This window comes from Marinomonas polaris DSM 16579 (assembly GCF_900129155.1).
In the GTDB taxonomy this organism is placed as follows: domain Bacteria; phylum Pseudomonadota; class Gammaproteobacteria; order Pseudomonadales; family Marinomonadaceae; genus Marinomonas; species Marinomonas polaris.
In genome coordinates this window covers 124,662-150,665 of sequence record NZ_FQVF01000006.1, presented here as the reverse complement: position 1 = coordinate 150,665, position 26,004 = coordinate 124,662, and the positions used below count along the sequence as shown (strand labels likewise).

30 protein-coding genes are annotated in these 26,004 nt (G+C 41.5%); 24 read left to right on the top strand and 6 right to left on the bottom strand.

Annotated features, from left to right (window positions below; all coding sequences use genetic code 11):
- Positions 1-2: 2 nt before the first annotated feature.
- Complete coding sequence (locus BUA59_RS07730) at positions 3-269, top strand: hypothetical protein (protein ID WP_072839140.1); 267 nt, start codon at positions 3-5, stop codon at positions 267-269.
- A 95-nt stretch (positions 270-364) separates the two neighbouring features.
- Here BUA59_RS07730 and lexA read toward each other — a convergent pair whose 3' ends face one another.
- Positions 365-988, bottom strand: coding sequence for a transcriptional repressor LexA (lexA, locus tag BUA59_RS07725; RefSeq protein ID WP_072839139.1), 624 nt, complete (start codon positions 986-988; stop codon positions 365-367).
- 69 nt (positions 989-1,057) lie between these two features.
- Here lexA and dinG point away from each other — a divergent pair, with 69 nt between their 5' ends.
- The 9 genes from dinG to BUA59_RS07680 all read left to right on the top strand — a co-directional run bounded on the left by dinG (position 1,058) and on the right by BUA59_RS07680 (position 10,594).
- Positions 1,058-3,181, top strand: coding sequence for an ATP-dependent DNA helicase DinG (dinG, locus tag BUA59_RS07720; RefSeq protein ID WP_072839138.1), 2,124 nt, complete (start codon positions 1,058-1,060; stop codon positions 3,179-3,181).
- 108 nt (positions 3,182-3,289) lie between these two features.
- On the top strand, positions 3,290-4,651 hold the full coding sequence (locus BUA59_RS07715; RefSeq protein ID WP_072839137.1) for a DEAD/DEAH box helicase: 1,362 nt from the start codon (positions 3,290-3,292) through the stop codon (positions 4,649-4,651).
- A 28-nt stretch (positions 4,652-4,679) separates the two neighbouring features.
- Positions 4,680-6,101, top strand: a complete 1,422-nt coding sequence (locus tag BUA59_RS07710) for a protein adenylyltransferase SelO (RefSeq protein ID WP_072839136.1) — start codon at positions 4,680-4,682, stop codon at positions 6,099-6,101.
- A 53-nt stretch (positions 6,102-6,154) separates the two neighbouring features.
- A complete protein-coding gene (locus BUA59_RS07705; RefSeq protein ID WP_072839135.1) occupies positions 6,155-7,183 on the top strand; it encodes an NAD(P)H-dependent glycerol-3-phosphate dehydrogenase in 1,029 nt (342 codons plus the stop codon).
- Positions 7,176-7,460: a DUF4389 domain-containing protein gene (locus BUA59_RS07700; RefSeq protein WP_072839134.1), complete on the top strand. Its 285-nt coding sequence runs from the start codon at positions 7,176-7,178 to the stop codon at positions 7,458-7,460. Before BUA59_RS07705 ends, BUA59_RS07700 begins: the two co-directional genes overlap by 8 nt.
- A complete protein-coding gene (sixA, locus tag BUA59_RS07695; RefSeq protein ID WP_072839133.1) occupies positions 7,447-7,926 on the top strand; it encodes a phosphohistidine phosphatase SixA in 480 nt (159 codons plus the stop codon). Before BUA59_RS07700 ends, sixA begins: the two co-directional genes overlap by 14 nt.
- Positions 7,927-7,965: 39 nt before the next feature.
- Positions 7,966-8,829, top strand: coding sequence for an alpha/beta fold hydrolase (locus tag BUA59_RS07690; RefSeq protein WP_072839266.1), 864 nt, complete (start codon positions 7,966-7,968; stop codon positions 8,827-8,829).
- 40 nt (positions 8,830-8,869) lie between these two features.
- Positions 8,870-9,664, top strand: coding sequence for a DUF4892 domain-containing protein (locus BUA59_RS07685; protein ID WP_072839132.1), 795 nt, complete (start codon positions 8,870-8,872; stop codon positions 9,662-9,664).
- A gap of 9 nt (positions 9,665-9,673) precedes the next feature.
- Positions 9,674-10,594: a patatin-like phospholipase family protein gene (locus BUA59_RS07680; protein ID WP_072839131.1), complete on the top strand. Its 921-nt coding sequence runs from the start codon at positions 9,674-9,676 to the stop codon at positions 10,592-10,594.
- Between the two features lie 7 nt (positions 10,595-10,601).
- Here the strand turns inward: BUA59_RS07680 and BUA59_RS07675 are convergent, their stop codons facing one another.
- Complete coding sequence (locus BUA59_RS07675) at positions 10,602-11,204, bottom strand: Maf family protein (RefSeq protein ID WP_072839130.1); 603 nt, start codon at positions 11,202-11,204, stop codon at positions 10,602-10,604.
- A 137-nt stretch (positions 11,205-11,341) separates the two neighbouring features.
- Here BUA59_RS07675 and BUA59_RS07670 point away from each other — a divergent pair, with 137 nt between their 5' ends.
- The 7 genes from BUA59_RS07670 (at position 11,342) to fabF (ending at position 16,458) form a co-directional block, all read left to right on the top strand.
- Entirely contained in the window at positions 11,342-11,863 is a 522-nt protein-coding gene (locus BUA59_RS07670; protein ID WP_072839129.1) for a YceD family protein, read from the top strand.
- Between the two features lie 17 nt (positions 11,864-11,880).
- Positions 11,881-12,060 carry a 50S ribosomal protein L32 gene (gene rpmF, locus BUA59_RS07665; RefSeq protein WP_072839128.1) on the top strand — a complete coding sequence of 60 codons (180 nt, stop codon included), beginning with the start codon at positions 11,881-11,883 and terminating at the stop codon, positions 12,058-12,060.
- 11 nt (positions 12,061-12,071) lie between these two features.
- Complete coding sequence (locus BUA59_RS07660; protein WP_072839127.1) at positions 12,072-13,007, top strand: fatty acid synthesis protein; 936 nt, start codon at positions 12,072-12,074, stop codon at positions 13,005-13,007.
- Positions 13,008-13,028: 21 nt separating this feature from the next.
- Entirely contained in the window at positions 13,029-13,952 is a 924-nt protein-coding gene (gene fabD, locus BUA59_RS07655; protein WP_072839126.1) for an ACP S-malonyltransferase, read from the top strand.
- Between the two features lie 57 nt (positions 13,953-14,009).
- The gene (gene fabG, locus BUA59_RS07650) at positions 14,010-14,744 is read left to right on the top strand and encodes a 3-oxoacyl-ACP reductase FabG (RefSeq protein ID WP_072839125.1); all 735 of its coding nucleotides are present in this window, start codon (positions 14,010-14,012) and stop codon (positions 14,742-14,744) included.
- A 133-nt stretch (positions 14,745-14,877) separates the two neighbouring features.
- Complete coding sequence (gene acpP / locus BUA59_RS07645; protein WP_012069834.1) at positions 14,878-15,111, top strand: acyl carrier protein; 234 nt, start codon at positions 14,878-14,880, stop codon at positions 15,109-15,111.
- A 105-nt stretch (positions 15,112-15,216) separates the two neighbouring features.
- A complete protein-coding gene (fabF, locus tag BUA59_RS07640; protein WP_072839124.1) occupies positions 15,217-16,458 on the top strand; it encodes a beta-ketoacyl-ACP synthase II in 1,242 nt (413 codons plus the stop codon).
- Between the two features lie 45 nt (positions 16,459-16,503).
- Here fabF and BUA59_RS07635 read toward each other — a convergent pair whose 3' ends face one another.
- Positions 16,504-16,911, bottom strand: coding sequence for a PA2817 family protein (locus BUA59_RS07635; RefSeq protein ID WP_072839123.1), 408 nt, complete (start codon positions 16,909-16,911; stop codon positions 16,504-16,506).
- A 61-nt stretch (positions 16,912-16,972) separates the two neighbouring features.
- On the opposite strand from BUA59_RS07635, the gene BUA59_RS07630 reads away from it, so the two are divergent.
- From BUA59_RS07630 to queF, 3 genes are read left to right on the top strand one after another with little or no spacing between them, the layout of a single operon-like run.
- Positions 16,973-17,887, top strand: coding sequence for an ABC transporter ATP-binding protein (locus tag BUA59_RS07630; protein WP_072839122.1), 915 nt, complete (start codon positions 16,973-16,975; stop codon positions 17,885-17,887).
- 4 nt (positions 17,888-17,891) lie between these two features.
- Positions 17,892-18,665 carry an ABC transporter permease gene (locus BUA59_RS07625; protein ID WP_012069838.1) on the top strand — a complete coding sequence of 258 codons (774 nt, stop codon included), beginning with the start codon at positions 17,892-17,894 and terminating at the stop codon, positions 18,663-18,665.
- 11 nt (positions 18,666-18,676) lie between these two features.
- A complete protein-coding gene (gene queF / locus BUA59_RS07620; protein ID WP_072839121.1) occupies positions 18,677-19,492 on the top strand; it encodes an NADPH-dependent 7-cyano-7-deazaguanine reductase QueF in 816 nt (271 codons plus the stop codon).
- A gap of 81 nt (positions 19,493-19,573) precedes the next feature.
- On the opposite strand, the gene BUA59_RS07615 is transcribed toward queF, so the two are convergent.
- Both BUA59_RS07615 and BUA59_RS07610 read right to left on the bottom strand, forming a co-directional pair.
- Entirely contained in the window at positions 19,574-20,458 is an 885-nt protein-coding gene (locus BUA59_RS07615) for an AEC family transporter (RefSeq protein WP_072839120.1), read from the bottom strand.
- A gap of 90 nt (positions 20,459-20,548) precedes the next feature.
- Positions 20,549-21,445 carry a LysR family transcriptional regulator gene (locus BUA59_RS07610; RefSeq protein ID WP_072839119.1) on the bottom strand — a complete coding sequence of 299 codons (897 nt, stop codon included), beginning with the start codon at positions 21,443-21,445 and terminating at the stop codon, positions 20,549-20,551.
- Between the two features lie 108 nt (positions 21,446-21,553).
- On the opposite strand from BUA59_RS07610, the gene BUA59_RS07605 reads away from it, so the two are divergent.
- Positions 21,554-22,534 (top strand): aldo/keto reductase, encoded by a 981-nt coding sequence (locus tag BUA59_RS07605; protein ID WP_072839118.1) that lies wholly within the window; start codon positions 21,554-21,556, stop codon positions 22,532-22,534.
- A 59-nt stretch (positions 22,535-22,593) separates the two neighbouring features.
- Here the strand turns inward: BUA59_RS07605 and bcp are convergent, their stop codons facing one another.
- Complete coding sequence (gene bcp / locus BUA59_RS07600; protein ID WP_072839117.1) at positions 22,594-23,043, bottom strand: thioredoxin-dependent thiol peroxidase; 450 nt, start codon at positions 23,041-23,043, stop codon at positions 22,594-22,596.
- Between the two features lie 216 nt (positions 23,044-23,259).
- Here bcp and dapA point away from each other — a divergent pair, with 216 nt between their 5' ends.
- From dapA to purC, 3 genes are read left to right on the top strand one after another with little or no spacing between them, the layout of a single operon-like run.
- Positions 23,260-24,141 carry a 4-hydroxy-tetrahydrodipicolinate synthase gene (gene dapA, locus BUA59_RS07595; RefSeq protein ID WP_072839116.1) on the top strand — a complete coding sequence of 294 codons (882 nt, stop codon included), beginning with the start codon at positions 23,260-23,262 and terminating at the stop codon, positions 24,139-24,141.
- Complete coding sequence (locus BUA59_RS07590) at positions 24,138-25,214, top strand: hypothetical protein (protein ID WP_072839115.1); 1,077 nt, start codon at positions 24,138-24,140, stop codon at positions 25,212-25,214. Before dapA ends, BUA59_RS07590 begins: the two co-directional genes overlap by 4 nt.
- A 51-nt stretch (positions 25,215-25,265) precedes the next feature.
- Positions 25,266-25,982: a phosphoribosylaminoimidazolesuccinocarboxamide synthase gene (gene purC / locus BUA59_RS07585; protein WP_072839114.1), complete on the top strand. Its 717-nt coding sequence runs from the start codon at positions 25,266-25,268 to the stop codon at positions 25,980-25,982.
- Positions 25,983-26,004 lie beyond the last annotated feature (22 nt).

Genomic DNA, 26,004 nt, shown 5'->3' with positions numbered 1-26,004 from the left:
ATATGAAAGAATCCTACCTAGAAATTGTTGAGCTGGATAATGGCGATATTGTGCTGCGTCCAGCCAGTGAAGATGGTGAGGAAACCGTTCCACTAGCAACATTGCAGATATCAGATGATACTCGATCTTATTTAAAGGATCGTTATTTTGAATTGGCAAAATGCATGTTCCATGCAGGAATTGATTTTGTTTATTCAGATGATTCGTTTTTTGACGAAGACTCGGAATATCTTGATGACGAAGATTTTCGTCCTAAGATTCTGCATTAAGTCTGTGTTGTTGGTGTGAGGCGTAGGTTTACATAAAAAAGCGAAGCATATGCTTCGCTTTTTTATTGGTATGGTGTTGATGAGGTAGCGGCTACTTAAAGTCCTTGGCGAATCACACCAACTGATAAGCCTTCAATGGCGAACTCTTCGCTTTCAAGGTCGACAATGATGTCATTGAACTCTTCGTTCTCAGGAATAAGTCGAACAATACTGCCTTTTTGTTCGAAGCGTTTAACTGTTACTTCGTCACCAATGCGAGCAACGACAATTTGGCCGTTACGCACAGTAGTTGTTTTATGCACTGCTAATAAGTCGCCTTCCATTATTCCGATGTCTTTCATGCTGGTACCTGAGACAGATAAGAAATAATCGGCTTGTGGGGAGAACATATTTGCTGGGATGTTTACATGAGAAGCAATGTTTTCTTGGGCTAAAATAGGGTAACCTGCAGCAACTTTGCCTATGACAGGTAAGCCAAGGTTGTTTGTGGGGTCATCATTTGATGCACGATCAACTAAGCGTATTCCCCTTGACGCGCCAGAAAGCATCTCTATTGCACCTTTTTTACTCAAGGCTTTTAGGTGCTCTTCAGCAGCGTTAGGAGATTTAAACCCAAGCCGGCGTGCTATTTCTGCTCTGGTTGGTGGAAAACCTGTTTCACTAATAAATTCGCGAATGGTTTCTAGTACGTCAGATTGTCTTTTGGTTAATTTAATCATAGGTTATCTGGTTGTTTATACAGTTACTGTTATTATATACAGCATTCCTAACTATACTCAATGATATAAATGCTTTCAGACGAACTAAAAAAACAGATTCAACTTGCATACCGAGCATCTTTGGATGCGAAGTCCCATAAACCAAGGGCTGGACAGCGCCAGATGATTGGTGCGATCGCTCGAACTTTGGGTAACATTAAACAAGGTTCGGAAGGTGAGCGCCTTGAAGAAAAGCATGTTGCCGTAATTGAGGCAGGAACAGGCACGGGTAAAACTTTGTCATATTGCCTTGCGGCTATTCCTATCGCGAAAGCTCGTGGTCTCAAATTAATTATCTCTACTGCAACGGTAGCGCTTCAAGAGCAGATTTTGCATAAAGAATTGCCTGATTTGCTTGAACATACGGAGCTGACTTTTAAGTACACGCTTGCTAAAGGGCGAGGACGCTATTTGTGCTTGAATAATCTTGAGGGCTTCTTGAGCTCAGAAGAGCAAGCAATGGACGATATGTTCGCTGGACTTTTCGAGCATCACCTTCATTCCGATGATATTAATACTGTTCTTTATCAAGAGATGGATGCTGCTTTGCAAAAAGGCGACTGGGATGGTGATAAAGACAATTGGGCTGGTATTGTTCGTGATCAAGATTGGCGTCGCTTAACCACAGATCATCAGCAATGCACTAACCGTAATTGTGCTAATTATTCCGCCTGCCCGTTTTTTAAAGCGCGTGCTGAAATCGAAGTGGCTGATGTGATTGTTGCCAACCATGATTTGGTATTGGCCGATTTGTCATTGGGTGGTGGCGCGATTCTTACCCCGCCAAAAGAAACTATCTATGTTTTTGATGAGGGTCATCATCTTCCTGATAAAGCGATAGGGCACTTTCGACATGAAGTTCGTTTGCAGCAAAGTATTACTTGGTTACGCCAATTAGAAAAAAATCTGGTTAACTTGAAGCAAGAGTTAACAGACGATGTCAGTGTAACAGGTCAGCTGCTACTAAAAATCCCACAGCAAATACAAAGTATTGTGAACTTTATCCAATATGCCCAGCAGGGGTTAGCGCCTTATATTCAGGGTTTGGGGTTGGATCAAGAAAATAATCAGCACCGTTTCGAGTTTGGCCAAATTCCAGATGAATTACGCCAGCTGGCATACAGTTTACAGACATCTTATCAAAAGTTGTTTAACAACATTGAAAGCATCCAAGACGAATGTAAAAAGACTAAACAAAATGAAGGGATGGGTGTAACACCTGAAACTGCAGAAACTTGGCAGCCTATTTTAGGTGTCATTCTTGGTCGCTTAGAGCAATGTATTGGGCTTTGGCGTTTGTATTCTACAGTTGATGATCAAAACTATCCGCCTAATGCACGCTGGCTAGTTTTATCTGGTCAAGGGATGGAGCAAGATATTGAACTGGGCGGTTCTCCGATTCTTGCCGCAAACACATTAAAGCAGCAGTTGTGGGATAAATGTTTCGGTGCGGTAGTGACATCAGCTACGTTAACGGCGCTTAATCAATTTCATCGTTTTAATATGCGATCAGGCGTTCCTCGTGAGAGTGAGTATTTGCGCGTTATTAGCCCATTTAATTTCCAAGAAAATGGGCTTTTGGTCGTTCCAGATATGGAGCATGAGCCAAATAGAGTTGAGCAACATACCGCCGAAATTGTTGCTTATTTAGATAAGCATGTGAACACAGAAAAGGGCAGTTTAGTGTTGTTTTCTTCCCGTCGTCAGATGGAGGAAGTGGCTCAGTCTGTGTCTGCAGGATTACAAGAAATACTTTTGATGCAAGGTGAGCAATCTAAGCGCGTTATTTTGGATTCGCATAAATCTCGCATTGATGAAGGGAAAGGCAGTTTATTGCTTGGCTTAGCCAGCTTTGCCGAAGGTGTAGATTTACCAGGTGATTATTTGACCTGTGTGTACATTGCTAAAATTCCTTTTGCTGTGCCAGATGATCCAGTCGAAGCAACGCTAGCAGAATGGATTCAAAAACGTGGTGGCAACCCCTTTATGGAAATTACCATACCAGATGCTTCTTTGCGCTTAGTGCAGGCAACAGGGCGACTATTAAGAAGCGAAAAAGACTCAGGTGAAATACATATTTTAGACAAGCGTCTGAGAACTAAACGTTATGGTAAGCAATTAATTAATAGCTTACCACCGTATAAGTATCAGTAGCTTGCTTCAACAAAGCGTAAGCAAGGGGTGATAAAGCTTTACCAATTAGGTACACTCCTTGCACAGATTATTAACCTCAAAACACAATAGAAGCGTATAGATTCCAATATGGAAAACCAAACTCAAGAAGCACCATCAGAAACCACAGCAAAACCAAAACGTACACGTCGCCCAAATAAGGGTCCAAGAAGTAACGATGATAGCCCTGCAAGCGTCCAAGCGGATGCACCGCAATCAAGCAATGAAACAAAACCTGCAGGGAATGCGAACTCTAAAATTTGGTCCATAGAAGATTTTCCGGTTGCTGAAGTTGAAGGCAAGATGCGCTTCCATGATTTAAATCTTCCTGATCGCGTCATTAAGTCTATTGCTGAAATGGGTTTTGAATATTGTAGTGAAATCCAAGCTGAAACCTTACCAATGACTTTGTTGGGTTATGACATTATTGGTCAAGCACAAACAGGTACTGGTAAAACAGCTGCTTTCCTCATTGCGATGATCAGTGACTTTCTTGATTACCCTCTTGAAGAAAAAAGAGCGAATAATTTTGCGCGTGGTTTGATTATCGCACCAACTCGTGAATTGGCGATACAAATAGCTGATGAAGCTGTAAAACTGACGACGAATTGTCATTTGAACGTCGTAACTTTAGTGGGTGGCTTGAGTTATGAAAAACAAAAGATCGCACTAGAAACTGAAAATGTTGATATTTTGGTTGCCACGCCTGGTCGTTTGTTGGATTTTGCTCGTAGCCGCAAAGTGCAATTGGGGAAAGTGGAATGCTTGGTGTTAGATGAAGCTGACCGCATGCTGTCTATGGGTTTTATCCCTGATGTGAAAAGTATTATTCGCATGACGCCGCATAAAGAAGCAAGACAAACCATGTTGTTTAGTGCGACCTTCCCGAAAGATATTCAAGCGCTGGCACAGCAGTGGACTTACTTCCCTAAAGAAGTATCTGTTGTTCCAAAAGAAGCGACAAATCAAAATATTGATCAAGTGATTTATACTGTTGAAGCGGATCAAAAATGGCCTGTTTTACAGCAATTAATCGAAAAAAATGGCGGTCAACGAACTATTATTTTTGCTAACCGTCGTGATGAAACACGCGACCTTTATGAGCGCTTACGCAAAGCCAATATTAATTGCGCTATATTATCAGGCGAAGTTGCGCAAGATAAACGTGTAAAAACTCTGGCGAACTTCAAAGAAGGCATCATCCAAGTGCTTGTGGCAACAGATGTTGCTGGTCGTGGTATTCACGTGGATAACGTAGAGTTAGTCGTAAACTATTCGTTACCAGAAGATCCTGAAGATTATGTACATCGTATCGGCCGAACTGGTCGTGGTGGTGAAACCGGTAAATCTGTGAGTTTTGCCAGTGAAGATGATGCTTTTATGATTCCTGAGATCGAAAGGGTCGTTGGTGAGAGCATCCGCTGTGAGTACATGGTTGATACATCTCTATAAATATCGCTTAGTTTTTAAGTGAGATAAGATGATTTTAGAACACCATTTTGCAAGTTTGGGTGAGGCGTTTTCTTCGAAAACCCTTGTCCAGCCACTTTTTGAGCAGCGATTGGTTGAATTTAACCAATCGCTCGCTACTCTTCTGTCTATTGATATTAAATCTACCGAAACCAAACGTATCTTAAGTGGAGAAGAAACTCTGCCTTCTAGCCTAAGTATGGTTTACGCAGGTCATCAGTTTGGTGGTTTTTCACCTCAATTAGGTGATGGGCGCGGTGTGCTACTGGGTGAGGTTCGTGGTCAGGATGGTCTTTTATATGATTTGCATATGAAAGGCGCTGGGCCGACGCCTTATTCTCGTCGTGGTGATGGTCGTGCTGTATTGCGTTCTTGCATTCGTGAATATTTGGCGAGTGAGGCCATGACAGCTCTGTCAGTGCCTTCTTCCCGCGCTTTGGCACTTTATGATAGTCGAGAGGCTGTTTACCGAGAAACGCCAGAAGCAGGAGCTATGCTGCTTAGGGTTGCGCAAGGTCATATCCGCTTTGGTCATTTCGAATACTTTTTTTATCAAGGTAAGCAAGCGGAATTGGATCAGCTGATTGAATATTGCCTTACGCATTATTATCCTGACTGCTTGGCGACAGAGTCGCCGTTAGAAAGCATGTTAATCGCAGTTGTCAAACGTACAGCTAGAATGATTGCCAAATGGCAATCGATCGGTTTTCAGCATGGTGTAATGAACACAGATAACTTTTCTTTTACCGGTGAAACGATCGATTATGGTCCATATGGTTTTATGGAGGATTATGAGCCAGATTGGGTTTGCAATCATTCAGATCATGAAGGTCGTTATGCGTTCTCGCGGCAACCAGGGGTCGGTTTGTGGAATCTCAATTGTTTGATGCGATGCTTTTCAAAGCACCTTGAACGGGATCAGCTTATCGCTATCTTGCAGTGCTATGAGCCAGAGCTACAGACTCACTATGATTCATTAATGATGAGCAAAATGGGCTTAAACTCTGTACAAGATATGCATGAGTTATTACCTGAGCTATTTACAATATTGGCCGCAGAAAAAATGGACTACTCAGTGTTTTTCCGTTTATTGAGCCATTTTGAACAGGGAGGCTTTATGCTTTTGCTTGATGAAGTGGTTGATAGAGAAAGGCTGTCTAATTGGCTTGAACGCTATGAGCTTGCACGAATGAAAAATGATCTAGCATGGCCTAAAGTGAGTGCTTCTATGCTGGCAGTGAATCCGAAGTTCCTGCTGAGAAATTATTTAGCTCATGATGCAATTCTTGCAGCAGAACGAGGTGACTATTTACCCTTCCGCCGTTTATTGAACGTACTCATTACTCCATTTGATGAGCATCCAGAGTCGGATGTGCTCGCGCAAAGAGCGCCAGAGTGGGGTAGGTCATTAGAAGTTAGTTGTTCGTCTTAGTATTGTTCGTTTTTATATAGTTAGACGATATTTTTTAAAGAGAAACAGTCATTATGAAGCATTCTGTGTGTGTATTAGGTGGTGGTAGTTTTGGCACAGCCTTGGCCAATATCATGGCTAAAAATGGTCATCAAGTTAGTCAGTGGATGCGTAATGAAGAACAGGTTGAAGAGATTAATTTGACAGGTTTGAATAGTCGTTATTTACCCAATGCGCCATTGCATCGAGAACTACTGGCGACCAGTAATTTAGAGCAGGCAATACGAGATAGTGATACTGTTTTTGTGTCAATTCCTTCTAAATCATTCGAACAAGTAGTTCAGCGCATTGAGCCTTTATTAACTGCGGATAAAATATTAATTAGCACTACTAAGGGTTTTAATCCAAATCGATTTGAACTTATGAGCGATGTTTTGCGTCGAAACCCTATTACTCAAAAAATTGGCGTGTTGAGTGGTCCAAACTTAGCAAAAGAAATTGCTGCAGGTCAAATGACGGGGTCGGTAATTGCTAGTGCTGATGATAAGGTTCGCCAGCGAGTGATTGAGTTGTTGAAATCACCTACTTTTCGAGTGTATGAAAATACCGACAGTACAGGTGTTGAGCTGGCTGGCGCGTTAAAAAATATTTATGCGATTGTGTGTGGTCTTGCTAAAGCTCTAAATGTTGGCGAAAACACTATGTCGATGATTATGACTCGAAGTCTTGCAGAGATGAGCCGGTTTGCGGTGCATTTTGGTGCTAATCCTATGACCTTTCTTGGGTTGGCGGGAATGGGAGATTTGATCGCAACTTGTACTTCACCTTTAAGTCGAAATTACCGTGTCGGCTTTGCTATTGGTTCGGGTCAAGACTTAGATGAAGCCATTGGTGGAATAGGTGAGGTTGCTGAAGGGGTCAATACCTTAAAAATGGTGGTAGATGAAGCCCATAAACATGGCTTATATATGCCTCTTGCAGAAGGTTTGTCTAAATTATTGTTTGAAGGTGCTAAGCTGGAATCATTGATTGGTTCAATGATGACTGGCGAGCAAAAATGGGATGTCGAATTTGCGACAAATGAGGGGAATAACAATGTCTAAGCCAGGTTATGCTGATCAAGGTTTTTGGTTTCGTGTGATTTTTATGCTGCTGTATTGGGTGGTTTTGAATATTGCTGTCACTGTATTTGGTGTTTTGCTTGTTTTGGTAAGCTTGGTGAAATTAGGCTCCAAGTATGAGCCAGTCACTTTGTCTTCTTGGTTAAAAAGTGTGACAGCTTTCATCGGTCAGATTTTCTCATTTTTGTCTTTTGAGTCAGAAGAAAAACCTTTCCCATTTCAGCCATGGCCTCAGGTAAATGCGGATGAAGAAGCTTAAGCGCCTATATATATTGCGCCATGGAAATGCTCAACCGTATGGTTATGATCAAGATGAACTTCGTGAGCTGACAGAGCTTGGAGTGGCTGAAGTAAAAACAGCTGCTCGAGCTTTTCGTAATAAGAGTGAGATGTTTGATGTGGTTTTTGTCAGTCCTTATGTTAGGGCGCAGCAAACTGCAAAAGTCTTTTTGGCCGATCTTGATGTTTCTGTTGAGGTTGAAAACTGCCCTCTAATTACCCCGGAAGGCCAAAGTATGGATGTGGCTACTTGGCTAAATGATCTGCCCTATGAATCCATTTTATTGGTTACCCATCAGCCTTTTGCACATCAGTTTGTGGACTTTTTGGTTGATGAGCCCTTGCCGGTTAGCTTTTCGATGACGACGGCGACGTTAGCTTCTGTAGAAGGTGAGTTTTTTGCCGGAGCATGCTGTCAATTCTGTTGGTGTATTTCACCATCATAAATTATTTAATTGAATTTAGTGGGTTGGTTAAAAGCAAATATGGGAAATGAAATCGTTTATAAGCTTGCGCATACTGAAATAGCTGCTCTGCAATGGCTGCCTAAAAATACCTCGGCATTTAAAGTGTTGTCGCTACATGGGTGGCTTGATAATGCAGCTAGTTTTTCTAACTTATCTCCTCATCTCTCCGATTTTTCTCATGTTGCATTAGATCTTGCTGGACATGGCTTGTCTTTACATCGACCAGCGGGAAGTTTTTATCATTTATGGGATTATGTTTTGGATGTGGTGTCTATTTTAAACCAATCCAAGCAAAGTGTTTGGTTAATTGGTCATAGTATGGGCGGTGCTGTTGCTATGTTGGTGGCTGCTATTGCTCCTGATAAGGTTCGCGGACTGATTGTGCTTGATAATATGGGGCCCTTGAGTGGGGCGCCAGCGGATCGTGTGGTGACGTTACAACGAGCTGTTAATAAAATGGCCAAATATCGCTTGGGTAGGGATACAAGCTATCAAACGAAAGAAGATATGGTACTTGCTCGAATGGATGGTTTCACTCAGTTGTCCAAATTCGCGTCAAAAGTATTAGTTGAACGTGGTGCAAAGCAAAATGCTGATGGGATTTGGACGTGGCGTCATGATGGAAAGTTGACCTTTCCTTCGCCATTTCGGATGGATGAAGAAAGCGTTCAGGCCTTTATTCAGGAAATTAAATGCCCAACTTTGGCTTTGGTTGCTAAAGATGGGATTTATCAAAATGATCATCAGTTAGTTGAAAAGCGCGCGGCTCAATTTCCATGGATAAAGTTGAAATGGCTTGAAGGTAATCACCATTTTCATCTTGAACCAGAGAGTTGCTTTGAAGTAGCAACTGAAATTCAGCGATTTATTGATCAAAACTAATGCGTTAGCCCATCCTTAGTTGGGATGAAAGGAAGGTTGTATGGTTAAGTTTCGAGGCGTGTTGTGCCTATTGGCTGCTTTTAGTAGTGTTTCTTTTGCAGGGGTTTTAGGGATTGAACCTTATCGTGATGCACAGTTAGTTAAAAGTAATTCTCAAACTGAGCAGTTTGTAGAAATTCCTTTGAGTAAAATTCGCCGTGCTGGCAGTGGATGGGAGCCTGAAACGGTTATTCGTTTGAAAGGTGATTACTTTTCTTCGTTATACAAAATCAATCGCAATGCGCTTTTGTCTGATGTATATACTCACTACCGATCACAAATGTTGAGTGACGGCCGCAGTATCTTATTCGAGTGTGATAGTCGAAGCTGTGGTAGTAGCAATGCTTGGGCGAATAATTTCTTTGGTGATTATCTTTTGTATGGTTCGGATCAAAGTCAGTTTTTGCTTGTTGTTAAAAATAAACAAGATACTTATCAGATCTTATACCTTAATCGTCGCGGTGCTGGTGACGTGATGGTTCGTTTAGATGAAGTGAAATCGGCAGAAGCAAATGATACAGAGTTCGAAATTGTAGCCCAGATGGATGTGCAGGATATTCCTAGAATACGTCGTTTCGTCAGTGATTTACCGGCTGGCCAAAATGTGGTTGGTTTTGTTACAAGTCAAAAAATAGGAACTCTAAGTGCTATTGAGTCGGGGGATCGGCTTATTTCAATGGCGTCGGCAGGTCTAGGGGATCAGCTTAAAGATAAGGTTAGATTTATTAACTTAGCAGATCTTGGTCGCGAATCACTTGGTGTTAATCGCATATCTTTTGTTTATGTTCGTCCTTAGGCGGTAGTAGTGAATACGAAAAAGACGGTTGCTCTGGTTTTAGGGAGTGGAGCGGCACGCGGTAATGCACATATAGGTGTGATTCAAGCATTTGAAGATCGTGGATATGAAATTGTCAGTATTTCTGGTTGTTCTATTGGGGCGATAGTCGGTGGTATTTATGCTGCGGGTAAGTTGTCTGAGTATCGTGAATGGGCTGAATCTTTAGATCGAATGAATGTTATTCGTCTATTAGATATGTCTATATTGAACGGTGGTTATGTAAAAGGTGATCGTTTTTTTGAGAAAATTCAAGGCATTATAGGGGAGCCAACTATTGAGTCCTTACCGATAGCTTACACCTCTGTAGCTGTCGATTTATTGAATCAGAAAGAATTTTGGTTTCAGCGTGGTGATTTGATAAGTGCTATGCGTGCATCCTCAGCCATACCGTCTCTGGTGTTGCCTGTGACGCTTAATGGTCAAATGTATGTTGATGGCGGGGTGTTGAATCCTTTACCTATCATCCCTTCTGTGCCAGCTGGGGCGGACTATATTGTTGCGGTTGATCTTAATGGTCCTGCTGAACGAGTTGTGAACAATGTTTCTGAGAGTGATCCAGAAGGGCCTGCTTGGTGGTTGAGTACTAAAGGTTTTTTTGGAAAAAACAAAGAAGAAACAGATGAAAAGGCTAAGTATTCGCCAGAAAGTTGGGGGCGATTACAGACTATCAATATGATGTTTGAGACTATGCAAGAATCTCTTACTCAGTATAAATTAGCTGGATATCCGCCAGATTTGCTTATCTCTATACCTAAAGATATCTCTGGTTTCTATGAGTTCTGGCGGGCTAAAGAATTGGTAGAGTTTGGTTATGAAACCGCTTTAAAAGCGATTGATGGCCTTGAATCACCAAAGTCGAGCTATTTTTCTTTCCCTAAAGGCTACTAACAATAGTTTAGCCTATAGGGTTTACTCCTAGCTCTCTAAGTGATCGAGATAGAGATATAAGTGGTAAACCAATTAAACTATTAGGGTCATCACCTTCCATTTTTTCAAAAAGACATACTCCAAGCCCTTCACATTTAAAACTACCTGCGCAATCAAGAGGTTGCTCGATTGAAACATATTGAGTAATTTCTTGTGTCGTTAGTACCCTAAAATGAACGTGGTATTCATTTAATGTGTACTTATAAGATTGATCTTGTTGGTTTAAAACGCAAAGTCCTGTTAGAAAACTTACTCTTTTACCACTGAAGCAAGAAAGCTGCTTTATGGCATTTTGTTCTGTATGAGGCTTTCCTAAAATCTGGCCATTTAATACTGCAACCTGATCAGAAGTTATAATCAGCTCGTTTGAGCTTTGATTATTTTGTTGGCGTTCGTTATTTACGGCATGCGCTTTGGCAACACTAAGGCGTTTGACTAAATCGACAGCGGATTCTAGGGGAAGTGGGCTTTCGTCAATGTTGGGCGAATGGCATTCAAAAGGAATTCTTAAGCGTTCTAAGAGCGCTTTTCGGTAAGGAGAAGACGAGCCGAGTATGAGTTTTTTTTGCATTGTTTTTTAATCATTTTATTGGGATGAAAGATGATTTTACTTTTTTTTACCTCTAATGACTTAAAAAAGTGAAAAAAAGCGCTTTAAGAGCAGTTAGACTTTGACAAAAAGGGCCCTTAGCAATATTATCCCCCGCCATGTTGAATGATACGTTACCTAAATATTTTGACCCTCGTAAATACGCTAGCTATGAGCAAGCGTTCGAAGGGTACGTGCCCCTTAATGAATTTAAGGAGCTTTGTGCTATATTAGCCTCTGATGAGGGTAATGCTTTTATTCATCTAGACTTTAGAGTTGATGAGGATAGGCGCTATATTGCTACTGGATCATTAACAGCTCAAGTACAGGTTGTTTGTCAGCGTTGTATGGGGGCTGTTTCACATGATCTAGCGTTAGATTTGTCGCTGGGATTCGTTTATGACGAAGATCATGCTAAGAATCTACCGAATAGTTATGATCCTGTTGTCATGACCGATGGTGAAGTAATTTTGGCAGATATGGTCGAGCAAGAAATTATACTTGCCCTACCAATTGTCGCTTATCACGAAGAAAGTGGTTGCAACCCAACAGCTGTAAAGTATGCCTCGTCTACCGATGACGCACCGGATGACGAAAAACCGAATCCATTTAGTATATTGGCCCAATTAAAGGCTAAGTAAAGTTAGGAGCTCCAAAAATGGCAGTACAAAAAAGTAAAGTAACTCGTTCACGTCGCGGCCAGCGCCGTTCACACGATGCTTTGACAGGTCCAACTCTTTCTGTAGAAAAGACTACTGGTGAACTTCACCGTCGTCACCACATTTCTGCAGATGGTTTTTACCGTGGTCGTCAAGTTATCACCCCTAAAGGTGAGTAACTAAGATACCCATGATCAGGGTAGCTTTAGACGCTATGGGCGGGGACTTAGGTCCCCGCATTGCATTTGACGGTGCAGTAGAGATTCTTTCTCGCTATCCAGATGTCGTCATCACCATCTATCATTTCCCTAATCCCGGTCTTGAACTTCCTGCGCCTCATGAACGTTTGTCCCTGATTGCTTGCACTGACGTTATTGATGGAGATGAAGAGATAGTCTTGTCTTTATTTCGTCGTCGAAATAGTACGCTTTATCAGTCTTTAAGTGCATTGGCTCAGCGGTCGTCGGACGTTGTTGTGACCTTGGGTAATACAGGTGCTATGGTTGCATTAGCTCGTCATATACTGGGCGTGTTACGTCCGAAGCTGTATCCTGCATTAATAAGGGAGCTTTATTCTAATCCGTTGCGATGTTTGGTGGATTTAGGGGCTAATGTCCATTGTCCGCCATCAATGTTGGTTGGCTTTGCAGAGTTAGGTGCGGCTTATATTGAGGCGCTCAGTGATGAAAAGCCAAGGGTTGGCCTGTTAAATGTTGGCGTCGAAAGCTCGAAAGGTAGTGCGGTTATCCGAGAAACGGATCGGCTTTTAGCAAGCAAAATATGGCCTGATTATTTTGGTTATGCAGAAGGAACTGAGCTGTTTGATGGCGATAAAAATGTCATTGTATGTGATGGCATGGTTGGTAATGCTGTATTGAAAGCATCAGAGGGGCTGCTGTCTTTCATGATGAGTAAATTTAAAGGGGTTGACGGCGTATCATCCTTGTTTGAGACTTTTTACCAAACTGAGCGTAGGCATGGTGCTTGTTTAGTGGGTGTGCGTGGCAATTTGGTAAAAGGTCATGGTCGTTCAGATTTGTCTGCGATGATCGGTGCGATAGAGTATGGAATTGATATTGCGCGAGCGGATTTGTATTCTGCGATAGAAGCGCGTCTTTGTAGTTAAGCTTTATAGCTAGGAGATTAAATGAGCACTAAATTAGCTTTTGTTTTTCCAGGTCAGGGTTCTCAGCAGTTAGGGATGTTGGCTGATTTGGCGGAAAAACATGAAATAATAAAGCAAACTTTCGCCGAAGCATCTGATGTTCTTGGTTATGATTTATGGGATCTTGTGCAGAATGATGCTGAGAGACTTAGTCAAACGGATAAAACTCAGCCGGCGCTGTTGACGGCCAGTGTTGCTCTATGGCGCCTTTGGGAGCAGCAGGGTGGTGATAAGCCAGCGTATGTTGCAGGTCATAGTCTTGGCGAGTATTCTGCTTTAGTGTGTGCTGGTGTGATTGCTTTTACTGACGCGGTAGAGCTTGTTAAGTTGCGTGGTGAATACATGCAGCAAGCGGTTCCTGCGGGCGAGGGTGCAATGGCTGCGATTATTGGTCTTGATGATGATAAAGTGGTTGCTGCGTGCGCTGCGGCTCCAGGTATTGTTAGCGCGGTTAATTTTAACTCGCCAGGGCAAGTTGTGATTGCTGGTCATGTTGCAGCTGTAGAGGCTGCGATGGTGAATGCAAAAGAAGCAGGAGCTAAGCGTGCATTGCCTTTACCGGTGAGTGTTCCATCGCATTGCGAGCTTATGATTCCTGCTGGCGCTAAATTAGCCGAGAAACTTGAGACTATTGTTTTTAAATCGCCTTCCTGCACTTTGGTGCAGAATGTTACTGCTCAAGCTGTTTCTGACCCTTCTGTGATCAAGGCAAACTTGGTTTCTCAATTAAGTGAGCCAGTTTTGTGGACGCAATCTGTTGTGTTACTTTCGGAATTAGGTGTAACGTCTACGGTAGAGTGTGGTCCTGGTAAAGTGCTGAGTGGTCTTAATAAGCGAATAGTCAAAGGTTTAGAAACATCTTCTTTGGGTGATTTGGCTGGATTTGAAGCGGCTTTGTCTGCGTAATAGTATTTTATTATTTGTTCGAAATGCACTTTTTGAAATAGATTGTTGGAGACAGGTATGGGTCTTGAAGGAAAAATTGCTCTAGTGACTGGAGCTACTCGCGGCATTGGTAAAGCGATTGCTGTTGCTCTAGTTGAGCAAGGTGCGACCGTTATTGGTACGGCAACTAGTGAGTCTGGTGCGCAAAGTATTACTGAATATTTGGGCGCTAATGGTAAAGGCTGGGTGCTTGATGTGTCATCAAGTGAGTCAGTTGATGCGGTAATTAAAGAAATTACTGCTGAATTTGGTGCGCCAACGGTTCTTGTTAACAACGCCGGCATTACTCGTGATAATTTAATGATGCGAATGAAGGAAGATGAGTGGGATCAAGTGATTAATACTAATCTAACTTCTGTTTTTCGTGTTACAAAGGCTTGCTTACGTGGCATGACTAAAGCAAAATTTGGTCGTGTTATTAGTATTAGTTCTGTTGTTGGCTCTATGGGCAATGGCGGACAAACAAATTATTCTGCAGCAAAAGCTGGGCTAGAGGGTTTTAGTCGTTCTTTGGCAGCAGAAATAGCATCTCGCGGTATCACTGTAAATTGTGTGGCTCCGGGGTTCATTGAAACGGATATGACTAAGGTGTTATCTGAAGAGCATAAGGCCAAATTGGTCGAAAAAGTGCCTTCATCACGTCTTGGTCAACCAGAAGAAATTGCGGCAGCTGTCGCATTTTTGGCGTCAAATGGCGCTGCTTACATTACCGGTGAGACATTACATGTCAATGGCGGTATGTATATGTCGTAATTTGAGTTGAATTTTATGTTTAATTCAACGAAAATACGTCTCCGGTTCATGTCGAGAATCACACCTTTTTTGGTGATCGAATTTTTATAATATGCTCACACTGAGCTGTTAATGAGTAGAGTAGGAACTTCTAATGAGTAGCATTGAAGAACGCGTTAAGAAAATCGTTTGTGAACAACTAGGCGTTAAAGAAGAAGATGTTGTTGCTTCAGCATCTTTTGTTGATGACCTAGGTGCAGATTCCCTAGATACAGTTGAGCTAGTAATGGCTCTTGAAGAGGAATTTGATACTGAAATTCCTGATGAAGAAGCTGAAAAAATCACTACCGTACAAGCAGCGAACGACTACATCAACGCTAACTTGTAAGATATTGGTGAACTGAGTTTTCCGAAAAGCCGCTTGTATTCGTTACAGCGGCTTTTCTTATTAATAGCTCTTAAAGAATTGAGGGCGAATTGCTGGAGAAATCTTATGTCTCGTCGTCGGGTTGTAGTCACAGGAATGGGAATGGTGACACCCCTTGGCAATAATGTGAAAGATACGTGGGATAGCATCTTGGAAGGAAAGAGTGGTGTATCTGAGATCACTTCTTTTGACGCCAGTCTGTTTTCCACCCGTTTTGCAGCGCAAGTAAATGGCTTTGATGCGACTCAATATATGAGCGTTAAAGAGGCTCGCAAAATGGATCTTTTCATTCAATATGGTATCGCAGCCGCAGTGCAAGCTTTGGATGATGCCAATCTTAATGCCGATACAGCGGATTTAAGCCGTGTTGGTTGCGCGATAGGTTCTGGTATTGGTGGTTTGCCAATGATTGAAAAGAACCTTGAGCTGTTGAATGAGTCAGGCCCAAAACGTATTTCTCCTTTTTTTGTTCCAGGCGCGATTATTAATATGATTTCAGGTCATGTTGCGATTCGTTTTGGTTTTAAAGGCCCTAATATCTCTATTGTTACCGCGTGTACTACTGGTACGCATAATATTGGTATGGCAGGTCGCATGATCGCTTATGGTGATGCTGATGTGATGATTGCTGGCGGTGCTGAAATGGCTATTACTCCATTGGGTATCGGCGGTTTTGGAGCGGCTAGAGCATTGTCCACTCGTAACGATGATCATAAAACAGCAAGTCGTCCATGGGATAAAGACCGTGATGGTTTTGTGATGGGGGATGGTGCTGGTATTTTAGTACTAGAAGAATACGAACATGCTATTGCACGTGGTGCAAAAATTTATGCAGAGCTTGTGGGTTTTGGTATGAGTGACGATGCTTATCACATGACTGCTCCGCCAGAGAGTGGTGAAGGAGCTGCGTCGGCTATGAGGGCTGCTCTGAACGATGCTCGTCTTACGCCTTTAGATATCGATTATATTAATGCTCATGGTACATCAACTCCTGCTGGTGATTTAGCAGAAACTAATGCGGTAAAAGCGTTAATGGGTGAAGATGCATCAGATGTCGCAATTAGCTCGACTAAGTCCATGATAGGGCATTTGCTTGGTGCCTCGGGAGCAGTTGAATCAATTTTTTCGATACTTGCTATTCGAGATCAAGTTGCTCCACCAACCATTAATTTAGATGAGCCGAGTGACGGTTGTGATTTGAATTATGTTCCTGGAACACCACAAAAACGTAAAATAGACGTTGTTTTAAATAACTCGTTTGGTTTTGGTGGTACGAATGGAACATTAGTATTTAAGAAAATATCTTAAATACTAGGTGGGCAGATTATAATCTGCCCACCGTAGCTAGTTTTATTAATGGATTTGAGTTGGTGTGCCGCGTAATGCACTGATTTCTTTTGATATATCATAGCTTTTATTTTGACTGTCTAGCTCATATAAATGGTCTTCCAGCTGTTGATAAAGAGCAATTTCCTCATCACCTAGAAAATGCAGGCATTCGCCACCGACAAACCATAATAGCTCTCTCTTTATTAGAGGGACTAGATTTGCGTAGCATCGTATGAAGCGTGATAATACCTCTTGGGCATCGAAAGTATAATCATGGGTATTTTCCTGAATGTTTTTTATCAGGCCGTCCCACTTTTCTAAGAAGTCTAATTCTTCTTCTGCCAAGTCTGGTTGATCAAAAGGTGCGTGTTCTGCGATGCGCTGACGCAAATCAGCAAAAGCGTCAAGTATGTATTGTGTGCGTGATTCCACGTAAAACCCTATTCAAGTAAGTAACTATTTAGTCGGCTACTGCCGTACGAGAACTTCAATTATGACATATGCAATCGAAATTAGTGACCTTAAAAAGCGCTATGATAGCGGCTTTGAAGCGCTAAAAGGTATCGATTTAAAAGTTGAAAAAGGAGATTTCTTCGCGTTACTCGGTCCAAATGGAGCGGGCAAGTCTACGACAATCGGTATTTTATGCTCGTTAGTGAATAAAACATCGGGCAAAGTGTCTATTTTTGGTACAGATATTGATAAAGATTTTGCCAAAGCCAAAAAATATCTTGGTGTTGTGCCACAAGAGTTTAATTTTAACGTGTTCGAGACCGTTTTTAATGTTGTGGTAACTCAGGCTGGTTTTTATGGTATTAGCCGTTCGTTAGCAGAAGAGCGTGCGGAGAAGTACCTAAAACAGCTAGACCTTTGGGATAAAAGAAACGATCAATCGCGAATGCTATCTGGCGGTATGAAACGTCGTTTAATGATAGCCAGAGCATTAATTCATGAGCCTGAAGTGCTTATTTTGGATGAGCCAACCGCCGGTGTCGATATTGAGCTTCGCCGTTCTATGTGGGAGTTCATCAAAAAACTAAATGAGCAAGGTACGACAATTATCTTAACCACACATTATCTGGAAGAAGCAGAACAGTTGTGCCGAAACATTGCCATTATTAATGCGGGTCAAATTGTTGAAAATACCAGTGTGAAGGCTTTGTTGAAAACACTTAATCAAGAAACCTTTATTTTGGATTTAGATACTAGTCTGCCTAATGGCTGGGCTTTACCTGGCTTCAGTGTGTTAGTCAGTAAAGACGCGAGTACGATCGAAGTTGAAGTTATTAAAGGGCAGTCTATCAATGCCATCTTTCAGGCGCTTGATGCAATCTCCGTCAACGTCGTGAGTATGCGTAACAAGTCTAATCGACTCGAAGAGCTCTTCGTTAAATTAATTAAAGGCTAGATAGATGAAAAATTCGGAAATTTGGGTCGCATTTTATACGATTTTGGTAAGAGAAATTCGTCGATTTACTCGTATTTGGCCACAGACATTATTGCCACCAGCTATTACGATGACATTATATTTTGCTATTTTCGGCAACTTAATCGGTGATCGAATTGGTGAAATGGGTGGCTTTAGTTATATGCAATACATTGTGCCAGGCTTGATCATGATGTCTGTCATCACAAACTCATATTCCAACGTGTCTTCGTCGTTCTTTTCTGCGAAGTTTCAACATAGTGTGCAAGAGTTGTTGGTCTCTCCTACACCAAACTGGGTGATTCTAATGGGGTACACGCTTGGCGGTGTGGCTCGTGGTTTGTGTGTTGGTTTGATTGTTACTGTGCTGTCGCTGTTTTTTACTCATTTGGCGTTAGAAAGCTTATTCCTAACGATTCTTGTGGTGTGTTTGACGGCAATTATGTTTTCTCTAGGCGGTTTTGTTAACGCTATTTACGCTAGAAGTTTTGATGATGTATCCATTGTTCCGACTTTTATTTTAACGCCGCTCACTTACTTAGGTGGAGTGTTTTATTCTATCGATTTGCTGCCTGATTTCTGGCAATCCGTTTCGCTATTAAACCCAGTTCTTTATATGGTTAATGCGTTTCGTTACGGCATTTTGGGTGTTTCTGATATTAACGTATATTGGGCACTTGTTATTGTTTGCGTATTTATTGTGGTGTTGTTTGGATTCGGTCTGCGTTTGCTCAATCAGGGCAAAGGTATTAGAAGTTGAGGTAGTGTTATATGGGCTTTTTACCCTTAGGTCAGCAAACAGAATATGTTTCTGAGTACGATGCAGGGTTGCTTTACCCCATTGCAAGAGTTGATAAATGGACTGAGATGGCTATCGAGTCTGAGCGACTGCCGTTTTTTGGTGAAGATGTTTGGAATGCTTATGAACTGTCATGGTTAAACTTGAAAGGAAAGCCAATTGTTGCCTTGGCTGAATTTCGTTTACCTTGTGATTCGCCAAATATTATTGAATCAAAATCGTTTAAATTGTATTTGAATTCATTGAATCAAATGCGTTATGAGTCAGCTGAAGAAGTCCAAGCCATACTTGAGAAAGATCTTTCGCGGGCCGCTGGTGCTGAAGTGACGGTTATTATTCGCGATGTTGATTCAATGGCATCGTTGGTAGTATTAACGCCTGATTATTGCATCGATGAACTGGATGTTGATGTATCAGAATATCAGCCAAATGCAGGCTTATTAGAGACTGATGAGACAATGGGGGTGGTTGAAGAGCGATTGGTTAGCCATCTTTTAAAATCAAATTGCCCTGTGACCAATCAACCAGATTGGGGTTCGGTTTTTATTGATTATAAAGGCCCTAAGATTCACCACGAAAGCTTGTTGAAGTATGTTATTTCATTCCGTGAGCATACCGACTTTCATGAGCAATGCGTTGAGCGAATTTTTATTGATATCATGCGTCAGTGTAAGCCGGAGAGTTTAACTGTCTATGCACGTTATGTAAGGCGCGGAGGATTGGATATCAATCCATATCGTTCAACAGCACCATTAGTGTTGGGGAATGATCGTTTAACGCGCCAGTAGTTTTTACTTAGCTTTAAAATTCAAACCGCATAATATTAAAATTATGCGGTTTTTTTTCGGAAATTTATTTTTTAAGGCAACTTAAAGATACAGCCACCAGAGCAAGCTAACAATACAAAGTGACATGGGTAAAGAAATAAGAATCATGAGGGCAATTTCATCTACTGGCCCCTTAAACTTGCTTGCTAGCATATAACTAATAACTGCCACAGGCATGGCACTGAGTACAATTAATACAGAGCCTTCCAGGCGGCTAAGTGGAAAAAAGTAGACAACCAAACATGCACAAAGAACGCCTACCACTGGGCGAAATAGTGATAAGAGAGAAGCGCGACCGATTTTGCTGCTTTCTTTTATAGATAGACCACTAATGGATCTACCTAGTAGCATTAGCATAATAGGCAATGTTATATGGCTGAGCATGTTCAGTGTGTTCATCAAAGGCGTGGGTAAGCTAATATTAAAACTTAGGAAAAGCGCACCAATCACTAAAGCAATAACGGGACCATTTTTTAACAGCTGCTTAGGTTGATAGGTGCCAGACATAAAACCAACGCCCAAGGTAAAATGACTAATTTGTACCACTGATGAAATTACCACGGCGATAGCCATACCTTCGGCACCAAATAATGCGTAGGCAACAGGGATACCAAGATTTCCCGTATTAGGATTGACTAAAGGTGGCAGATAAAAGCGTGTAGGTAACTTGAGTGCTTTTAGAAAAACAAATGACATGAGCGACACCAAAACTAATACTAGAGCTGTCGCGGCGATAATTTTGAGCATGCTGAAAACTTGCATCTGCATCGATAAAACAGAATAAAGTAGCAAGGCAGGCAAGCCTAAGTTTGAAACCAGTGCGGCCAGTGATGGGTTTTCTAGATAGTCTGTCTTTTTACCAAGAAAGAAGCCCAAGCAAATCATCAATAAGATTGGTGTCAGTGAGTTAGTTAATGCCGAGAGCATAGAAATCCTTAGTGAGACATTTTTATCTATGAGAGATTTTTGCACAAAGGATAGGTAAGTGCAGTCGTCGTGCAAAAGTCTCTATGAGAATTAATCAGCCTTAATATTAAAGGCTTCCACAAGGTAGTGCACCAAGGCTTTTACCCTAAGGCTGATATTTCTTGATTGAGGATAAAGTAAAGTGACATCAGAGTCAGGCAATTGCCAGTCTGGCAGTAGCACTATCAGTCGACCCGATTGAATGTCTTGTTTTACATAATAGGAAGGTTGTCTAGAGATGCCTGTTCCTTCCAGGGTTGCCAACTTTACGACATGTCCGTTGGAGCATTTTAGTTTACCTTGCACTGGAAGCTCATACTTCTCTTTGCTGCTAATGTGTGTGAACGACCATCTTTTTACTGAGCCGTTGATTAGCGTGTGATCAAGCAAATCTTTCGGACTATTTAGTTTCGGCATGCTGTCAGAATAAGTAGTACTAGCAACTAAGTAGTTGGTGTAACTCGTTAGTTTTCGTCCAATTAAATTTGAGTTAGTAAGCGTGCCCATTCTGACCACAAGATCGTATTGCGACTCAATCAAATCTTCCCTTGTGCTCGAAAAGCTAAGTTCTATTTCCACCTTAGGATTTTCATTCATAAATCGAATTAAAATCGGTGCAAGTATCTCTTCACCAAATAAACCGCCAACGGAATTGATTCTGATTTGACCTCCAATACTTGAATGAGCGTTTTGAGCTGACAGAACCGCATGTTCTAGTTGATTCACTCCTTGTCGTGCAAGCTGATAAAAAGTTTCTCCAGCCGGAGACAAAGAAAGAGAGCGGGTCGATCGATAGAGTAACTGGACACCTAAGTCTTTTTCTAAACGGCTGATGATTTGTGAGACTCTAGCGCGAGAAATATTAAGCTGTTCTGCGGCTTTCGAAAAACTATGTACTTCAACTACTGCTAAAAATTCTCTTATGCCTTCAGGAAAATAAGCACACATATTGTTAAGCCTTGTTAAACAATAAATTTAATATATCGATAATTATAAACAGTTAAAACCCTCGTATAGTAGTGTGATTAATCATTAATTCGTTTATTAGGAGTGTGTATGAAAACTAGAACATTAGGGAAAACAGGATTTGAGGTGTCGGAAATTGGCTTGGGTTGCTGGCAACTTGGTAATGATTTTGGTCCGGTAGAAGATAAAGAAGCGATCGCAATACTACAAACGGCAGTAGAGGAAGGTATTCACTTTTTTGATACAGCGGATGTTTATGGTGGCGGTCTAAGTGAGCAGCGAATAGGTCAATGGCGTAAGTCGTTGAACAAGTCACCTGTTATAGCGACCAAAGTAGGTAGGAGCGCTGAGCTTTATCCTAATGGTTACAGCAAGGCCGCAGTGAAGAAAAGTTTGCAGGCTTCCGCTCAACGTTTAGGCGTTGAGTCTATCGACCTTGCTCAATTGCACTGTGTTCCTCGTGATGTGCTGTTTTCAGGTGATATATTGGCTTGGATGGAAGACCTCAAAAAAGAAGGTGTCATTAAGTATTTTGGTGCCAGTGTGGAAATGTTGGACGAAGCGATGTTTTGTTGTGGTCATACGGAGTTAGCCAGCTTACAGATATTGTTCAATGTATTTCGTCAGGATGCGACAGAGTCACTATTGCCGCTAGCTGAAAAGAACAATGTGGGTATCATTGTGCGCTTGCCATTAGCAAGTGGTTTGCTGTCAGGAAAGATGAGTCTTAATCACGCCTTTAGTGAGCGGGATCATCGTTCATATAATAAAGATGGCGCTGCATTTCATGTTGGTGAAACCTTTAATGGTATACCCTTTGAAAAAGGTATTGAGTTAGTTGAAGCGTTAAAGGGAAAGCTGCCAGAAGGGCATAATATATTGGATGTATCTTTGCGCTGGATTTTAGATCAGCCTCAAGTATCAAGTATTATTGCTGGCGCTAGTCGATCTTCCCAAGTGGTACGCAATGCGGCCGTATCGTCTCTGCCGCCTTTGAGTAAAGAGTTGCACGCGTTATTAGCGGAATTTTATCGGGAAGAAGTTAGAGAGCATATTCGCGGTGGTATTTGAATTTGAGTGACTAAATGAAAAAAATGGCGCGGAAATTATCGCGCCATTTTTTGTTCTGTTTATTTCAAGATTTGCTCAGCGTGGGCTTTGGTTTTGACCTTGCTGATAATGTCTGAAATAACACCACTTTCATCAATGATAAAAGTCGTTCTTACCGTGCCCATTGATTCACGGCCCATAAATTTCTTTAGTTGCCAAGTGCCATACAATTCATGAACTTCTTTCTCTGTATCTGCGATCAGTGGAAAAGGTAGATCATATTTGGCGATAAAGTTTTGGTGCTTTTTCTCTGTGTCGGTGCTGATCCCAAGAATTACAAAACCTTGATCTAATAGTGCTTGGTAGTTATCACGTAAGTCACAAGCTTGAGCTGTACATCCAGGAGTTGAATCCCTAGGGTAAAAATACAAAACGACTTTTTTACCTTTAAATTGGCTTAGTGTAATGGTGTCGCCATTCTGATCTTTGGCATTAAAGTCTGGTGCAATTTGTCCGATTTCGATTGTCATAAAGTTTCTCTACAGTTCAACGAAATATTTAAAGAAAAATAGTTTGCCTATTATTAGTATTTGTTTAGCAGTCGTTAGCTTAACAAGACATCAGTTAAAAATCCTCCCGAATGGCGTTTCTTGTTAATTTACTCCGGCTTTACGTCTGTCAATTATTGTTAAACCAGAGTCTGGACGTTACTATAGGCGCGCTTATAATTTTATCGGAGACTCGAAATGATCACAGGTAGTTTAGTTGCGCTTATCACACCTATGTCACCAGATGGCGCTGTAGATACTAAAAAATTAGATGATCTAATAGAGTTTCATATTAACGAGGGTACTCACGGGATCGTAGCCGTAGGAACCACAGGTGAATCTTCCACTCTTACACCAGTAGAACATGCTAATGTGATTCGTCAGGTTGTTAATACGGTTAATGGTCGTGTTCCTGTTATTGCAGGCACTGGTGCAAACGCAACACATGAAGCCATCGACCTTACTCGTAGTGCTAAAGAAGCTGGCGCAGATGCCTGCTTACTTGTGACTCCTTATTACAACAAACCAACTCAAGAAGGTTTGTATCAGCATTTTAAAGCCATAGCAGATGCAGTTGATATTCCTCAAATTCTATACAACGTACCAGGTCGAACTGCGTGCGATATGCAAAATGATACTGTGGTGCGTCTAGCTTCGGTTAAGAATATTGTTGGTATAAAAGACGCTACTGGTAATCTAGAGCGAGGTGAGGCATTGATTAAAGCTTTACCTGAAAGCTTTGCCGTATACTCTGGAGATGATCCAACGGCAGTTTCATTGATGCTTTTGGGTGGAAAAGGAAATATTTCCGTTACGGCAAATGTAGCGCCTAAAGCCGTTGCCCAAGCAGCTGAATCAGCATTAGCTGGAAAAGCGGATCAAGCACATTCAATTGATACAACGATTTCTTCGCTTCATAAAAATTTATTTTTAGAGTCTAATCCTATCCCTGTAAAATGGGCTTGTAGTCAACTAGGACTATGCGAAGAAGGAATTCGATTGCCGCTTACACCTCTTTCTGAACAGCATCATTCAGCCGTTCGACAAGCCATGATAGAAGCTGGAGTTTTATTAGTATGAATAAGTTTACCTTACAGTTTGTGAGCGCAAGCTCGTTGACTATTTTGTTGTCTGGGTGCAGTGTTTTTTTCACGGATCATTCAGATGATTATCAAGAAGAAAAACCAGTTACTTCAACACTGGATATGCCGGCTGGATCTATGCCAGCAAGCGATGTTTTAGTTATCCCTAATGAAAAAAACATTGCTAACCTAGACGGGAAGACTGCGTATACTACGCCTAGGGCTCCATTTGTATTTTACCCAATGGTTGCTGTTGGTACTGAAGAGCAAGATGATGCTATTGAGTTCACTGTCCCTGCTGATATTGCTCAAACGAAACGTATTGTTACAGATTTTCTTACCGCACTTCATGGCGATGGAGCATCGATTGCTTCACAAAGCGATGATCAGATAATAAGTGTACCATTTGATTTTCATCCGCAAGGTTGGTGGGCATCATTATGGAGCGATATTACTCGTATTCATCCAGCTCAAACTGCATTCTCTTTTCGCTTCAATGAACAAGAAGAAGGTAAAACATTGGTTACAGTACAATTTCGTGATGAGCAGCAAGATGTCGGCCCAGGAAATTGGATGAGTCCAGTTCAAAATGATGACGCTTATTCTGTCGCTGTACGTTTATGGGGAACAGTGGGGCGTCAGCTGAATCAATCATCTGCATATCTTTCTAATCGTGGTGATGCGGCATCTTTTCCTATTTGGGTAGATCATCATGGAATATTTGCAATTCATCTAGGTGATAAGGTTTCACCTTCTGATGTTGAAGCTAAATTGAACGCAGCAGGTATTTATCTTATACCTGGATCAAACCAATTACTTGCGCCAGTTCCGCCAGAAGACGTAGCTCGTGTTGGTGACGTTGTAGATCTAACCTTGCCATTAGTTGATAGTGATAAAATAAAATCACTTAAAACTATTCGCCGAAACTTGGATGATGTTAGCTGGGAAGAGCGTGAATATTCCTACAAAATAACTCATCAAAAAGCAGGTGACTTTTTAGTTATTGATGTTTCCTCTATGGACTCACCTGAAGTGGTTTCGTATCACTTGGCGCAACGTTTTGTAAATTAAATTAAATTTAATTAGATTAACCCCTCACAAAAGAAAACCGGAGACCCTCCAATGGAAAAACGACAAGAGCTATATGCAGGTAAGGCAAAATCTGTATTTCGTACAGATGATCCTGACAAAATGGTTCTAGTGTTTCGTGATGACACCTCTGCATTTGACGGTAAAAGAATTGAACAGCTTGACCGTAAGGGTATGGTGAACAATAAGTTTAATGCATTCATCATGACAAAATTACAGGAAGCAGGCATTCCAACACATTTTGAAAAGCTTTTAAGTGATACAGAATCACTGGTTAAATGTCTTGATATGATACCTGTTGAGTGTGTCGTTCGAAATGTTGCTGCTGGTAGCCTTTGTCGACGTTTAGGTGTTGAAGAGGGTATTACTCTTACACCACCAACGTTTGAATTGTTTTTAAAGAACGATGCATTAGGTGACCCAATGATCAACGAATCTCATGTTGAATCATTCGGTTGGGCAAAAACATCTGACCTAGCTAAAGCAAAAGAGCTTACATTCAAGGTGAATGATGTATTAAAAGCGATTTTTGCAGAAGGCGGCATGATTCTAGTTGATTACAAATTGGAATTTGGCCTATATAAGGGTGAGGTTTTATTGGGCGATGAGTTTTCTCCTGATGGCTGCCGTTTATGGGATGCTAAAACCAAAGAAAAATTAGATAAAGATCGTTTCCGCCAAGGCTTGGGCGGCGTGATCGAAGCTTACGAAGATGTAGGTCGTCGTATAGGTATCGATTTCGACGCATAAGCGGATTGGTAACTTAGTCCAA